The sequence below is a fragment of the Marinomonas sp. 5E14-1 genome, assembly GCF_039939215.1.
GTDB lineage: Bacteria > Pseudomonadota > Gammaproteobacteria > Pseudomonadales > Marinomonadaceae > Marinomonas.
In genome coordinates this window covers 241179-256184 of the sequence record NZ_JBDXMW010000002.1, presented here as the reverse complement: position 1 = coordinate 256184, position 15006 = coordinate 241179, and the positions used below count along the sequence as shown (strand labels likewise).

Annotated in this window: 15 protein-coding genes; 4 read left to right on the top strand and 11 right to left on the bottom strand. The window is 42.4% G+C overall.

The features are described 5' to 3' along the window. Nucleotides 1-17: 17 nt before the first annotated feature. From hutH to ABFY09_RS02775, 6 genes are all read right to left on the bottom strand, one after another. Nucleotides 18-1541, bottom strand: coding sequence for a histidine ammonia-lyase (gene hutH / locus ABFY09_RS02800; RefSeq protein WP_347982767.1), 1524 nt, complete (start codon nucleotides 1539-1541; stop codon nucleotides 18-20). Between the two features lie 19 nt (nucleotides 1542-1560). Continuing rightward, on the bottom strand, nucleotides 1561-2388 hold the full coding sequence (locus ABFY09_RS02795; RefSeq protein WP_347982766.1) for a glycine betaine/L-proline ABC transporter ATP-binding protein: 828 nt from the start codon (nucleotides 2386-2388) through the stop codon (nucleotides 1561-1563). Between the two features lie 2 nt (nucleotides 2389-2390). Then, the gene (locus tag ABFY09_RS02790; RefSeq protein ID WP_347982765.1) at nucleotides 2391-3236 is read right to left on the bottom strand and encodes a proline/glycine betaine ABC transporter permease; all 846 of its coding nucleotides are present in this window, start codon (nucleotides 3234-3236) and stop codon (nucleotides 2391-2393) included. A 67-nt stretch (nucleotides 3237-3303) separates the two neighbouring features. Next, nucleotides 3304-4272, bottom strand: coding sequence for an ABC transporter substrate-binding protein (locus ABFY09_RS02785; protein ID WP_347982764.1), 969 nt, complete (start codon nucleotides 4270-4272; stop codon nucleotides 3304-3306). Between the two features lie 305 nt (nucleotides 4273-4577). Further along, nucleotides 4578-5333 carry a histidine utilization repressor gene (hutC, locus tag ABFY09_RS02780; RefSeq protein WP_347982763.1) on the bottom strand — a complete coding sequence of 252 codons (756 nt, stop codon included), beginning with the start codon at nucleotides 5331-5333 and terminating at the stop codon, nucleotides 4578-4580. 73 nt (nucleotides 5334-5406) lie between these two features. After that, the gene (locus ABFY09_RS02775; RefSeq protein WP_347982762.1) at nucleotides 5407-6321 is read right to left on the bottom strand and encodes a LysR family transcriptional regulator; all 915 of its coding nucleotides are present in this window, start codon (nucleotides 6319-6321) and stop codon (nucleotides 5407-5409) included. A 191-nt stretch (nucleotides 6322-6512) separates the two neighbouring features. Here ABFY09_RS02775 and ABFY09_RS02770 point away from each other — a divergent pair, with 191 nt between their 5' ends. The 3 genes from ABFY09_RS02770 to ABFY09_RS02760 all read left to right on the top strand — a co-directional run bounded on the left by ABFY09_RS02770 (nucleotide 6513) and on the right by ABFY09_RS02760 (nucleotide 9146). Then, entirely contained in the window at nucleotides 6513-8003 is a 1491-nt protein-coding gene (locus ABFY09_RS02770) for a CoA-acylating methylmalonate-semialdehyde dehydrogenase (RefSeq protein ID WP_347982761.1), read from the top strand. A 267-nt stretch (nucleotides 8004-8270) separates the two neighbouring features. Further along, the gene (locus ABFY09_RS02765; RefSeq protein WP_347982760.1) at nucleotides 8271-8834 is read left to right on the top strand and encodes an alpha/beta hydrolase; all 564 of its coding nucleotides are present in this window, start codon (nucleotides 8271-8273) and stop codon (nucleotides 8832-8834) included. An 18-nt stretch (nucleotides 8835-8852) separates the two neighbouring features. Continuing rightward, complete coding sequence (locus ABFY09_RS02760; protein WP_347982759.1) at nucleotides 8853-9146, top strand: DUF1289 domain-containing protein; 294 nt, start codon at nucleotides 8853-8855, stop codon at nucleotides 9144-9146. On the opposite strand, the gene radA is transcribed toward ABFY09_RS02760, so the two are convergent. The 4 genes from radA to glnK all read right to left on the bottom strand — a co-directional run bounded on the left by radA (nucleotide 9130) and on the right by glnK (nucleotide 13946). Next, nucleotides 9130-10518 (bottom strand): DNA repair protein RadA, encoded by a 1389-nt coding sequence (radA, locus tag ABFY09_RS02755; protein WP_347982758.1) that lies wholly within the window; start codon nucleotides 10516-10518, stop codon nucleotides 9130-9132. The two genes, ABFY09_RS02760 and radA, sit on opposite strands and share 17 nt — an antisense overlap. Before the next feature lie 64 nt (nucleotides 10519-10582). Further along, a complete protein-coding gene (locus ABFY09_RS02750; protein WP_347982801.1) occupies nucleotides 10583-12109 on the bottom strand; it encodes a GNAT family N-acetyltransferase in 1527 nt (508 codons plus the stop codon). A 196-nt stretch (nucleotides 12110-12305) separates the two neighbouring features. Then, nucleotides 12306-13568, bottom strand: coding sequence for an ammonium transporter (locus tag ABFY09_RS02745; RefSeq protein WP_347982757.1), 1263 nt, complete (start codon nucleotides 13566-13568; stop codon nucleotides 12306-12308). A 39-nt stretch (nucleotides 13569-13607) separates the two neighbouring features. Beyond that, nucleotides 13608-13946, bottom strand: coding sequence for a P-II family nitrogen regulator (glnK, locus tag ABFY09_RS02740; protein WP_013795072.1), 339 nt, complete (start codon nucleotides 13944-13946; stop codon nucleotides 13608-13610). Between the two features lie 522 nt (nucleotides 13947-14468). On the opposite strand from glnK, the gene ABFY09_RS02735 reads away from it, so the two are divergent. Then, a complete protein-coding gene (locus ABFY09_RS02735; RefSeq protein WP_347982756.1) occupies nucleotides 14469-14714 on the top strand; it encodes an accessory factor UbiK family protein in 246 nt (81 codons plus the stop codon). Nucleotides 14715-14746: 32 nt separating this feature from the next. On the opposite strand, the gene ABFY09_RS02730 is transcribed toward ABFY09_RS02735, so the two are convergent. Then, nucleotides 14747-14968, bottom strand: coding sequence for a TIGR02450 family Trp-rich protein (locus tag ABFY09_RS02730; protein WP_347982755.1), 222 nt, complete (start codon nucleotides 14966-14968; stop codon nucleotides 14747-14749). Between the last annotated feature and the right edge of the window lie 38 nt (nucleotides 14969-15006).

The following is a 15006-nucleotide window of genomic DNA, read 5'->3' as shown; positions in this document are numbered from 1 at the left end:
TGCGCTATTTTGAGGTTTTACTGAATGTCTGAGAAATGCGTTGTTAGTAAGGCATTGTCGCGGATTAACGCACTGCTTTTCTCAATTTCCGGTGCTAGCCAACGGTCCTCATTGTAAGACGAAATGCTTTGACGGATCAGCTGCCACGCTTTTAAAGACCCTTTCCCCATACTGCTAGGATCAATGAACTCACAAGCTTGAGCGGCACAAAGGTATTCGACTGCCAAAATTTTGTTGGTATTTTCTAGTATATTTAATAACTTAAGTGCGGCTGTCGTTCCCATACTTAAATGGTCCTCCTGCAATGCCGAGGTCACATAGTTATCTGTTACGGCCGGTATAGAGAAACGTTTGTTCTCCGAGCATAAAGAGGCGACCACATATTGGACAATCATCATTCCGGAGTTTGCACCCGGTTCAGAAACCAAATAAGCAGGTAAACCACTGACTAATGGATTTATCAGGCGATCCAAACGGCGCTCAGAAATACCTCCGAGTTCTGCAATACTGATGGACATCAAATCTGCCGCCATTGCGACACTTTCACCATGGGGGTTTGCTTGAGAAACCACACGATAGTTATCGGGTGTACCAAGAATTAAAGGATTATCAGTTGCTGAATTCAGTTCTGTATTGACTTGCATTGCCGCGTGTTTAAGCTGATCTCTGACGGCACCATGAACTTGAGGGATCGCACGAATACTTAATGCATCTTGGGTGTGAATGCCTTGATGTTCTATTAAGTTTTTACTGCCATTGAGCAGACTGCGTAAATTGTGACCAACTATTTGTACACCTTCATAAGGCTTTAATAATAAAACCTCTGGATCTAATGCATCTTGTTGGCCTTTTAAAGCTTCAAAGCTTAAAGCGCTGATAACATCCGCCCATTTGCTTAAACGCCATGTATCGTCTAGTGCAAGACAGGACAACCCCGTCATGCATGGCGTACCGTTTACCAAACTTAAGCCGTCTTTCGCTCCTAAGGTTATTGGCTCTAATTTTTCAGCCAAAAAAGCGTCGGATGTTGATATTACTTTGCCTTGGTAAGAAACGTTTCCAATGCCTAGCAAGCAAACACCAATATGCGCCATATGAGTTAAGTAGCCTACGGAACCTTGACTCGGAACTTGAGGCGTTATGCCGCGATTCAGACAATCCAATAACCCTTTAACTACATTCCGATGAATGCCTGATTTTCCTTTACTGTAGTTGACAACAGCCGCACACATAATGGCTCGGCATTGCTCATCAGGCAGTATTGGGCCAACGCCACATGCGTGACTAAGCACGGTGTTGCGTGACAATTTGCTAAGCTGTTCAGCCGTCAAACTGACATCACAAAGTGAGCCTAAACCGGTGTTAATGCCATACGCATTTTCGCCACTTTCGACAATGCCTTGAACAATTTTTTGCGCATTATCGATTTTCTCCCAGACAGAGTCTGATAGCTCTAGCAACGCACCATAGCGGGCAACTTGCACAACGTCTTGCCAGCAAACTTCTTGTTCATCAATGATTACTTTTTCATAACTACGCATTATGTATTTTACTCATGTTCTATACGATGGCCGCACGGCGTTGAACAAAGCGATCAACGTACTCATCTGCTGGATTGTTCAAAATATCATGAGGCGTACCTACTTGTATAAGCTGCCCATCTTTCATGATAGCAATACGATTTCCGATACGAAGCGCTTCGTCTAAATCATGAGTAATAAAGACTATTGTTTTATTAAGTGTGCTTTGCAATGTTAGAAGCTGATCTTGCATTTCGGTGCGAATCAGTGGGTCTAAGGCGCTAAAAGCTTCATCCATCAAAATAATATCGGTATCTGCTGCTAGGGCGCGGGCTAAGCCGACACGCTGGCGCATACCACCAGATAGTTGAGACGGATAACGAGATTCATAGCCTTTTAATCCCACTGTCTCTATCCAATAATTGGCTTTCTCTTCTTGAAAGGCTTTACTTTCGCCACGAACTTTGAGGGTATAAGCCACATTCTCCAGTACGGTTTTATGAGGTAATAACCCAAAGCTTTGGAACACCATACTTATTTTCTTACGGCGGAATTGACGTAGCTGGTTTGAATCATATTGAAGTATGTCCTCGCCATCTACGTAGATTTGGCCGCTGGTAGGATCTATTAAGCGATTAAAGTGACGTACTAATGTGGATTTGCCAGAGCCAGACAAGCCCATAATGACAAAGATCTCTCCAGACTTAATGCTAAGTGAAATGTCATTTACACCTACAACACAGCCTGTTTTAGCTAAAATATCATTTTTTGATTCAGAATTTTCAATGAGTTTGATAGCCGCAGGAAGGTTGTCTCCAAATACTTTGAAGACATTTTCTATTACAATTTTTTCTTTTGAAGAGGCCATGCTTATTCTCCGTATTTTGTTTTGCCGTAGGCTTGAGTAATTCGGTCAAATACTACTGCTAAAATAACAATGGCTAACCCAGCTTCGAGGCCGCGCCCTACATTCAATGTTTGAATACCAATAAGTACGTCTTCACCTAACCCTCGAGCCCCAATCATAGAAGCAATAACCACCATAGATAGCGCCATCATCGTCGTTTGGTTGATCCCCGCCATGATACTCGGCAAAGATAAAGGCAACTGCACTCCAAAAAGTAATTGAGAACGTGTCACACCAAAAGAATGTACGGCTTCTATGACCTCTTTATCGACTTGGCGAATCCCAAGGTCTGTTAGTCGTATCAAAGGAGGAGCGGCATAAATAACGGTTGCAAAAATGGCTGGAACTTTCCCTAAACCAAATAGCATAAGTACGGGAATCAAATAGACAAAACTTGGCATGGTTTGCATGATGTCGAGCATCGGCATCAGTACTTTTCGCAGCCTATCACTGCGAGCAGATAATATTCCCATTGGAATGCCGACTAACACTGATATGAAAGTCGCAATTAGCATCAGCGCCAGCGTCTGCATAAGTTTGTCCCACAAACCTACCGCGCCAACCAAAAAAAGTAATCCTGTGATTACTAGCGTAGGGATAACTTTTCTAGTCGCATGAAAAGCAATTAATGCCACAAACAAAAGCATTAGCCACCATGGGACAAAACGGAGAAATTTCTCAAGATTGACAATAAAAATTAAAAGGAAATCAGAAATATATCGAAAGACATCACCATAATTGGTGACAAGACTATCAACCCAAGAGTTAACCCAATTGGCTGTCGTAAAAGTAAAGTTTTGTGGAAACATATCAGTACCTAATTTTTATTTAAAAAATGCGCCTTCTCTTTCTTACGCTAAAGAGAAGGCGTCATGATTAAAGGCTGCTTTGGATATTTTGTGCAGCGCTAGTACTTACCCATGATTTCCAAATTTCAGGTTTTTCTTTTAGGAAAGTTTTAGCCAAGTCAGGAGCATTAATATTCTCTGTACTCATGCGTGCTAAGTAAGTATTTAATAAATCAATAGGGATATTTACTTTAGACAACACACTTACAAGCTCAGGGGCTTCATCGTGGAAAGTTTTAGACAGTCCAACTTGAATGGAAACGCTTTTATCTACGCCCGGTTTTTCCTCTAATTTGATAACATCAACACGCCCTAAAAGGGCTGTAGGTGACCAGTAATAGAATAAAATAGGTTCTTTACGTTTGTAGCTAGATAACACCGCCGCATCCAACGCTGGACCTGTGCCGGTACGGAAGTTTGTATAGCTGCTTTCTAAACCGTAATCTTTTAACATTTTTGTATTTTCAGTTTCACATGTCCAACCCGCTGGACAGTTATAAAAACGTCCTTTAGATGGTTCTTCTTGATCGCGGAAAATAGCAGAGTATTGCGGAAGGTCTGAAATATTTTTCAGACCTGGTGCGACCGCTTTAATGCCCCTAGCGGCGTCTCCTTCAACAACAAAACGTGGTACATACCAGCCTTCTATTGCACCAATTACTGGAGCGCCAACACCCACTACTTTTCCTGCTGCTTCAGCTTTATTCCATACTTCACTTCTGCCGACCCACTCTTCAGCAAAAACTTGAATATCATTACTGCTAAGAGCGTTTTCCATAGAGATAGAATTGCCTGGTAAGCTTTCTACTTCACATCCATAACCTTCTTTTAAAACGGTTTGCATTAGCTCAGTGAGTAGCATACCGCTTTCCCAATTCAACCCAGCAAACTTTACTGCTTTACCTGAATCACACCAATCATTAGCAAAACTGGCATTTGCTCCTGTTGTTAGAGCCAGCCCTATCGCAGCATATTTTATTTTGCTCACTATTTTCATTTGATCGTTCCTCATGATTGCGTTTTTGGTTAATTATAAGTTCTCGGTATTTCAGCTACTTCACACCCAATACCATTAAATGCATCAATAAAATATTTTATATGACAATTTGTAGTAACATGTATATACAAGCAAATCATATGCCAATACCTTTCTTAGTTTTGAGCCGTGGATTAAATGGAAAAAAGGAAGGGGAAGCTAAAAGAAGAGATAAAAAAAGCCCTTTTAATGCACTTAAAAGAGCTCTTTGCACCAAAATTAAACATTAAAGTGGTGTGTCTAAAACATGCGCTTGAATAATCGAATTAACGACCAAAATGTCCAAATAGTTGGAAGCGTGAACCGGGATGTAATAAGCGAGCGGCGGTGACAATCTCATCACCCGACCAAGTACGTCGTTTTATTTGCAAACAAGGTTCGGAAGCCTTGACTTGTAAACGTTCGCATTCAATAGCATTAGGCAAGATAGCTTCCACTAAATGCTCCCCTTCTGTCATTGGTGCAATACTTGTGAGGTACTCATAAGGTGTGTGCTTAACAAAATTTTGTTTATCGTATTCGGGGACTAATGTTGCATTGACAATTCTTTCTTCTATTTGAATCGGTAAATCATTTTCAAAGTGCAAAACAATAGAACGAAAAATACCATGATTAGTGCGAATACCAAGTGTCATAGCTTCTTCCATTGAGGCTTTAGTAGATTCTAGTATTAATAATTCTGAGCGATGTACATGGCCTCGTGCTGCGACTTCTTCTGCTATGTTATGAACCTCAAAAAGTGCAGAATGTGCTTTTTTTTCTGCTACAAATGTACCTAAACCTTGATGTCTGACTAATAAGCCCTCAGCGGTTAACTCACGTAATGCACGATTTACAGTCATACGACTTACACCTAATGCTTTAACCACATCTGCTTCTGAAGGAACTCGCTGATTTGTTTGCCATTCACCAGATGAAATTTTTAACGAAATAGCTTGCTTTAGTTTGGCGTAAATAGGTTGTGGTACGTTAGGTAAATCATCGAACAAGTTAGATAAATTAGGAGCTGCTATGTCAGACACTAGGGATTCCATATGTTCATGAATTGAAGAAAGAATTATATAGTGAGTTTATAATAACAAACAATCAGGAATACTATTGAGTCTTTGCAAGTTCTTCTAGGAAGGTTTCTAAAACCAAATTCGAGCGTGCGCCTTTTCGAGTGATTGAAGAAAATTGTGTTACATAATGGCATTGTGTTGGCAAAATGGCGCGCATGCGGCCATCACGAATCCAGCGCTCTGCAACGTGGTCTGGCAAAAAGCCAATGTAACGCCCCGTTAGAATGAGAAAGGCGATGCCTTCTCGGTCTGTTGCTGTTGCTGTTGCGCTGGCGGTGAGCGGTTGGTGCTGTGTTTTGATTTCTGGCGTTTGTGCATAAGCAGGCAACACTGCATCAAAGCCTTTGAGTTTTGCTTTGGACAGTTGTTTGTCGTCCACGGTGAAAAGTGGGTGAGTGTCACTGCAATAGAGCTTGGATTCTTCTTGATAAAGGTGGCTGTAGTCTAGTCCACTGAGGATTTTCAAATCAGGCACTATGCCGATATGCAGTGTGCCATCCAAAACACCTCTTTCCACGTCGTTTGGTGGAATCATCCTAATATTCACTGTGACCTGAGGGCCTTTGTCTTTAAGTCCAGCCAAGGCTTTGGTAATTCGTGTGTGAGGCAAAGTCACTAAATTATCTGTGATACCTATGTTTAATTCGCCTTTCAAATGCTGATGTAATGCATTGATGTGAGTGCGAAAATCTTCAATGGATGATAATAGCTGCAGAGTATGTTCATAAACTTGGCTACCTTCATTCGTGAGAGAAAATCCAGATCTCCCTCTCTGGCAAAGACGGAATCCTAATCGTGTTTCCAAATCAGAAATGGCAATGCTAATGGCAGCTCGGCTAATGTTGAGTTCTACTTCGGCGGCAGAGAAGCCGCCAGATTCAACGACAATTTTAAAGATTCTTAAAATTCTGAGGTCGGCGTCACTGACTTGGCTATTAAACTTTTTCATGGCGTTGCCTTTTGCTGTTTGAATTACATCATTTGGATGATGTTTAGTTAACTAAAAGATTAAGTAAGAGTTAATGAAATAGACTTTTTATAATCTATTACTCTGGCATAGTGGAGTCAATATAGACAGCTTCTCTCTTTGAAGAAAAGCGTTAATAGAAATGTTTTAGTTTAAAAACTTTGGAGTTTTTCATGGAAATTATCGGACATTTGGTTGGCGGTAAGTTGTCACAAGAGGCAGCACGCACTCAAGATGTATTTAATCCAGCTACAGGTCTGGTTTCTAAAAAAGTCGCTATTGCCTCGAAAGAAACAGTAGAGGAAGCCATTGCAGTTGCTCAGGCGGCTTATCCTGAATGGCGAAATACTCCGCCATTGAAACGCGCTCGCGTGATGTTTAACTACAAAGCGTTATTAGAAAAGCACGCAGATAAAATTTGCGAGTTAATTGGCGCTGAACATGGGAAAATTTGCCATGACGCAGCAGGCGAATTGCAGCGTGGTATTGAAAACGTTGAATATGCTTGCGGCGCACCAGAATTGTTAAAAGGTGAATACAGTAAAAATGTTGGCCCAAACATAGATTCTTGGAGTGAGTTTCAACCGCTAGGTGTGGTGGCGGGTATTACGCCATTTAACTTCCCTGCCATGGTGCCTTTGTGGATGTTCCCAATGGCGATTGTTTGCGGCAATACTTTTGTTCTTAAGCCATCTGAACGCGATCCAAGTACCGCGTTGTTTATTGCTGAGCTTTTACATGAAGCTGGATTGCCACCGGGTGTTTTCAATGTAGTAAATGGCGATAAAGAAGCGGTTGATACTTTATTAGAAGACACTCGCGTGAAAGCGGTCAGTTTTGTTGGCTCCACGCCTATCGCAGAATACATTTACAGCAAAGCAAGTGCGAACGGTAAACGTTGTCAGGCACTAGGCGGTGCGAAAAACCACGCGATTGTTATGCCTGATGCAGATATGGATAACGTTGTAAGCCAGTTGCTAGGCGCAGCATTTGGCTCTTCTGGAGAGCGTTGCATGGCGCTTTCTGTCGCGGTGGCGGTTGGCAAAGAAGCAGGTGATATTTTGATTAATAAAATGTCTGAAGCTATGAAGCCTCTTAAAGTTGGTGAATGTTCAGATAAAACTAACGATTTTGGTCCTGTTATTACGAAAGAACATAAAGACAAGGTTGTTGGTTTCATTGATAGCGCAGAAGCTCAAGGTGCGACTGTTATTGTGGATGGTCGCAACCCAAATGTTGCTGGTTATGAAAATGGCTTTTTTGTTGGCGCGACATTAATTGACGGCGTAACCAGGGAAATGGACAGTTATCAGCAGGAAATTTTTGGCCCTGTTTTGCAAGTAGTTCGTGTTGATACTATGGAAGAAGCCATGGCGCTGATTAATGATCACGAATACGGCAATGGTACTTGTATCTTTACGCGAGATGGCGAAGCAGCACGCTATTTTTCAGATCACATTGAAGTTGGCATGGTTGGTATTAATGTTCCACTGCCTGTTCCTGTTGCGTACCACAGTTTTGGTGGCTGGAAGCGTTCACTGTTTGGTGATCTGCATGCTTATGGTCCAGATGCGGTACGTTTCTACACTAAACGCAAAACTATTACTCAGCGCTGGCCTTCGGCTGGAGTACGAGAAGGTAAGAGCTTCTCTTTTCCATCATAGATCCCGTGCATTTCTATGCCTTAATTAAGGCAACCATATTAGAAGTGTCTTTCAGGCTGTTTATCTTTTGATAAGCAGCCTTTTTTTATGTGTTGATTGGTACTTTTATAACTAACTGTTTTTATTTGTGCGTTTTTAATAGGTGGGGAATAGGTTTTATTTGTACGTGTTTTGATCTAATCTGACGCAATGTTGTTATATTTTTTAACTTTTTGGAGCAACGTCTAAGTCATGAATCACTGTTTGTTTGTAGCTAAGTTGTTCATCATGTTACTCACAGTATCATTGGTTGGTTGTGCTGCACCTTCTCATCGAGAAAGTATTGAACCGAGTGGGGAATTAAGTGTTGAAGTGATGGACGATGTTGCTTATCTATCGGGTGTTTTAGGCAGCGACCTTGTTAATCGATTAAGCGATCTTATCAAAGAAAATCCTAACGTGACGGATTTGGTCTTAGTGGATATTCGTGGTTCTTTTGACCAGCAAGCGACTATGGAAGGTGCGCGCTTGATTCGACGTTTAGATTTGAATACACAGATTGCGCCAACGGGTTTTGTGCTTTCTGGTGGTGTTGATCTATTCTTAGGAGGCGTAGAAAGGCTGATCGGTGCAGGCGCGGGTGTTGGTGTTCACGCTTGGTCTGATGGGACAAAAGTTAAAGCCGCTAATTTAGATCCAATGGATCCAGTGCATGCGACTTATGTGAATTTTTACCTAGAAATGGGTGTGCCGGAGCGCTTTTATTGGTTCTCGCTTGAGGCCGCGCCCGAAGACAGAGTGTACTTTTTGTCACCTGAAGAAATGTACGATTATCAATTAGTGACGCAGTAGAAATAAATGGAGGGGCAGATGGAACAAATCGAAATGTTTGTGATAGAAAGCCCCTGCAAAGGCGTTTGCGAGAACAGTGTCAAAGGCTTTTGCAAAGGGTGCTTGCGTAGTCGAGACGAGCGGTTTCATTGGTTTTCCTTATCGAATGAAGATCGACACCATATCTTAGGCTTATGCAAACAGCGCCGTGCTCGTTTATTGAAGGCGCGCCAAGAACGCTTAGCAGCGAATTTTGATAAGGCGCTGCCTTACGGTATGGAAGAAGAGAGCGTTAGCCCACTTTTTCCTTTTCTAGTTAATTCTCAAAAATAGCGTCTAACGCTTCTGACAAACGGTCGACACCAATGACTTTCATTCCTTCGATTGGTTTCTTCGGACAGTTACTTTTAGGTACGACCGCTCGTGTAAAGCCATGTTTAGCGGCTTCGCTGATACGTTCTTGTCCTGATGGTACGGGGCGAATTTCCCCGGACAAACCAACCTCCCCAAGTACTACTAAATCGTGTGGTAAAACTCTATCCCTGAAGCTGGAAACTACCGCTGAAATAGCGGCGAGGTCCGCACTGGTTTCCAGCACTTTTACACCACCAACCACGTTCAAATACACATCTTGGTCTGCTGTGTGCAGGCCGCCATGCTTGTGAAGTACAGCGAGCAACATTGCAAGTCTGTTGTGGTCAAAACCTACGGTTACTCGTCGAGGATTACCAAATGCAGAGTCATCCACCAAGGCTTGTAACTCTACGAGTAGAGGGCGAGTTCCTTCCCAAACCACCATGACTAAGCTGCCAGCAGCAGGTTTATTGCTTCGATTTAAGAAAATAGAGCTTGGGTTTTTGACTTCTTTTAGTCCGCTTTCCAGCATGGCAAAAACACCCAGCTCATTGATTGCGCCAAAACGGTTTTTCATACCACGAAGTGTTCGGAAACGAGAGTCTTCAGAGCCTTCCAAGAGAACAGAGCAGTCCACCATGTGCTCAAGTACTTTTGGCCCAGCCAGTGTCCCATCTTTGGTTACATGGCCAACAAGCAAGACAGCTGTTTGAGTTTGCTTGGCGAAGCGAGTTAACACAGCGGCACTTTCTCTAACTTGTGAAACGCTACCAGGCGCTGATTCAATGCCATCTAAATGCATAACCTGAATGGAGTCGATTACCATGACTTTTGGTTTCAACTGTTGGGCTGTGTTTAAAATGCTTTCTACATTGGTTTCGGAAAGCATTTTCAAATTTTGTGTCGGCAAACCAAGGCGGTGGGCACGCATAGCAACCTGTTGTAGAGATTCCTCTCCAGTGACGTATAAGGCGCTTTGTTGTTGAGCTAACCAACACATGGTTTGCAGTAATAACGTACTTTTGCCTGCTCCGGGACTGCCGCCAATCAAAACAACACCACCAGGAACGAGACCGCCACCGAGCACCCGATCAAATTCACTGGCACCTGAACTAAAACGTGGCACATCGGATAAGTCCACATCCGATAGACTTTGAATGCCTGTGGTTGCGCCAGCATAACCTTGATAGCGAGGGTCTTGTGCCGCCGACACGCGCGCTGAGGTTTTAGTCGACGTTAGGCGAATTTCAGATAGGGAATTCCAGGCTTTGCAGGCTTGGCACTGACCTTGCCATTTTGCGTAGTCAGCACCACATTCATTACATACAAAGGCTGTTTTTGCTTTAGCCATGAAAATACTCTTCATTCAATAAAGAAGAGGCGGGGTGCTTCTTCTTATCGGTTTGTGTTATTGATTATTTTTTCCAGTTAACCGAATACAAGTCAAGACGTCGATCTTTCAGGTTGTTGACTGAGCCTTCACTGCGAGTGAATTTCAGCTTATCCAAGTCTAAGTCAGAGAACATGATCATCTCAGTATTAGGCGTAGTTTCTGCCATGACTGCATCGTGTGGATACGAGAAATCAGAAGGTGAGAATACAGAGCTTTGAGAGTACTGAATGTCCAAGTTCTCGACCTGAGGCAAGTTGCCACAACTACCACAAATAACCACATAACATTCGTTTTCAATGGCGCGTGCTTGGGCGCAGTTTCGCACTCGTAGATAGCCATTTTTTGTGTCGGTCCAAAAAGGTACGAAAAGAATGTCCATATCTTGCTCTGCAAGCAGTCGACCAAGTTCTGGGAATTCCACATCGTAGCAAATCAGAATGCCGACACGACCCGCGTCAGTGTCAAAAACTTTTAAGTCATTACCACCTTGAATCACCCAGTCACGGCGCTCATGTGGTGTGATATGAACTTTTTTCTGTTCTTCTACTGTGCCGTCACGACGACATAAATAACTGATATTATAAACCACTTCGTCTTCGATGATTGGCATAGAGCCTGTGATGACGTTGATGTTATAGCTTACGGCCAACTGAGAAATTTCATTTTTAAAGCGCTCAGTGAAGCTGGCTAAGAAACGAATGGCTTCGGTTTGGTTACTTTGGTCTGGACTTAAACCAATCAAAGGTGCATTGAAAAATTCAGGGAAAACGGCGAAATCGCTTTTGTAATTTGACACCGCATCGATGAAGTATTCCACCTGCTTCAAGAGTTCATCGGCGCTTTCGACTTCGCGCATTTGCCATTGAACGGCACCGACTCGAACTTGAGTCTTACGAGATTGAATGACGCTTGTTTCTGGTTCGTAAAAGATGTTTTTCCATTCCAGAAGAGTCGCATAACCTTGAGACTTTTCGTCTTCTGGTAAATAGCGTTTGAGTAACCGCGTGACCTGAAAATCATTCGATAATTGGAAAGACAAAATAGGGTCGTAGATTTTCTTCTCGCGAACAGATTCTAAATATTCCGCTGGCGTGTGATCGTGTGCGTGTTGGTGATAGCTTGGAATTCGACCGCCTGCCAAAATGGCTCGGAAGTTATGCTGACGACAAAGCTCCTTGCGGGCTTCGTATAAACGTCTGCCTAAACGATAGCCTCGATATTCCGGTGCAATAAGAGCGTCTAAGCCATACATGGCATCGCCTTGAGGGTCGTTTAAAATGTTTTCTTTTTGATCGACTAAATCATCATAAGTATGAGGGTTGCTAAAGCGTTGATAATTGGCTTGTACAGATAATGCGATACCGACAATTTTGCCGTGATCTTCTAGACAAATTTGTCCCTCAGGAAAGTCTTTTATTAATTGGTGGATTGTGTGCTTCGGCCAAGACCCACCAATATCATGGTAAACCTTATCCATGAGTATTTTTACTTGCTCATAATCGTTGTTGGTTAGATTACGAATTTTTAAATGTAAGTCTTCTAGCATGATGGCCTCGCTTGTATTGGCTGATGCGTGTTTTTGTAGATGCATCAGGCTGTATTTGTATAACAAGATAATAACGCTTCTTCATGTCATGAGGGCGTTATATTTGTTTTAAAGCACCAAAAAAATTGTCGTTAGAAAAAGAAAACCCCCGCCGAGGCGAGGGTTTTATTAAGAAAGAACTAAATGCTATCTGGAAGAATTACTTTTTGAATTCTGGGTATGCTTCCATACCACATTCAGAAAAGTCAACGCCTTCGTATTCTTCTTCTTCGCTAACACGAACACCCATGATTGCTTTGATGATCAACCAAGTTACTAGGCTCGCTCCGAATACCCAAACGAAGATAGTTACTGCACCAGCGATTTGACCGCCAAAAGTAGCTCCGTCGTTTGTTAGAGGAACAGCTAATAGACCCCAAAGACCAACAACACCGTGAACAGAGATCGCGCCCACTGGATCGTCAAGCTTCAGCTTGTCTAGAGTAATAATAGAAACTACAACAATCACACCACCAACTAGACCAATCAAAGTTGCGCCTAGAGCAGAAGGTGTTGAAGGTTCTGCAGTGATAGCAACCAAACCAGCTAGTGCGCCGTTTAGAAGCATAGTCAAATCTGCCTTACCGAATGTGATGCGAGCAAGAATTAGTGCGCCAATTGCACCACCAGCTGCTGCAGCGTTAGTGTTCAGGAACACCATAGCAACAGAGTTAGCACTTGCGATATCACCAAGTTTCAATACAGAACCGCCGTTGAAACCGAACCAACCCAACCAAAGGATAAGAGTACCTAAAGTTGCAAGAGGTAGGTTGGCGCCAGGGATAGCACGTACTTCACCGTTAGGGCCGTATTTACCTTTACGAGCGCCTAGGATGATCACGCCAGCCAATGCTGCAGCAGCACCTGCCATGTGAACGATACCAGAACCGGCAAAGTCAGAGAAACCAATGTCACCAAGGCTAAACATACCGAATACAGAACCGCCGCCCCAAGTCCAGTTACCTTCCATTGGGTAGATGAAACCAGTCATAACAACAGCGAATGCTAGGAAAGCCCATAGTTTCATACGTTCAGCAACTGCACCAGATACGATAGACATTGCTGTCGCAACGAATACTACTTGGAAGAAGAAGTCAGAAGCGCCGGAGTAGATAGAACCGCCTTCAAAACCGCCATCACGAGCAGCGAAGTCAGCTAGAGTTGAGTCTACATCAACGTCTTGAATACCAGTTAGGAACCACTCGCCACCGTACATGATCGAGTAACCGCAAACTAGGTACATGATGCAAGAAATGGCAAACAAGGCCACGTTCTTGGTTAAGATTTCAGTGGTGTTTTTAGCGCGTACTAAACCCGCTTCTAACATGGCAAATCCGGCTGCCATCCACATAACTAGTGCGCCACACACCAAAAAGTAAAAAGTGTCCATGGCATATTGTAAATGAAAAATTTGATCTTGCATGTTTCGCCCCCCTAAAGGCTTGTAAGATTGAAGCGATAATTAAACTGCTTCTACACCAGTCTCACCGGTACGAATACGAACCGCTTGCTCAAGGTTAACGATAAAGATTTTACCGTCGCCAATTTTACCTGTATTTGCAGCGCCACTAATTGCTTCTACAACTTGGTCTGTCATGTCGTCAGCAATAGCAAGTTCGATTTTTACTTTAGGTAGAAAATCAACTACGTATTCAGCGCCACGGTATAGTTCTGTGTGGCCCTTTTGACGTCCGAAACCTTTTACTTCTGTAACCGTGATACCTTGAACACCAATTTCAGAAAGAGCTTCTCGAACATCATCCAGTTTAAATGGCTTGATGATGGCTGTTATAAGCTTCATACCCACTGTCTCCTTTAATTAAGTCAGTATTATTGTCGTAACGCAGGTAAGGTTTTTATTCAATATGCGTGCCATATACTGAAGTACCTTAGTGCTAAAGGGTTTGTAAGGATTTTGTCTGCTTTTGGAAATTAAAAAGACGAGATTGTGTTTACAAATGGTGCATTCATTTTCAAGTTTTTATTTTTTGGTGCGTTAACTTGGTGCGGAAGTGTTTGTGTCAAATAAACTTTCTTGGTTTTATCTCCTTTGTTCTGATTGAGAAAAATCCTTTAGATACGAGAAGATAAGGAATGCCTGTATTAGGTTGATAGTAAAAGGTCGACGGTTGGTTGAAAATCGCACAAAAAAGAGGCGATTCATTCTTATGCTAGATTGATGAGCGTTTAACCTAGAGCGTGAAAAAGTAGCTTAGGAAACATAGAGTGCTTGTTTGTACCTTTTAACGACCTCTATACTATGTTTTAAAGCACTGACTCGATACCTTTATGAGGTGTTCAAAAATACAATGAGTAATATGACATGATAGATCAATTTATTAAGCAACTTGGTACAGGCTTAGAGCAAGCAGCAGAGACGTTAGGAAAATTGCCGAAAGAAGAAATTCAGTCACAGTTGCATGAAGTTGCTCGCAATACACTGACTAAAATGGATCTAGTGACGCGCGAAGAATTCGAGGTGCAAGAAGCTATGTTAGCGAAATATCGAACAAAGCTTGCAGCTTTAGAAACGCGCTTGACTGAACTGGAAGCTGGAACAAAAAATTAAAAACAGAAAATAAACAATGGTAGTACCATTGTTTATTTCCAACCTTGCTTCCAATCTGTAGCAGAAGTCAGTGATTGCCAAGATAGTGTATATGAGTTTCTGTTGATGACAGCTTCAAGAGTACATTCGATAACGATACCTTCTTCATCTCGTATCAACTCGGTCACAATAAAGTGCTTCTCTTTATGGATAGGCGAGATAGAAGTCCATTTTGAGAGTAATAGTTTATTAGGATTAATCTGAGTTTTTGGCATAAAGTGATCTCATTACATTAATATAGAAGAGAGAGTTA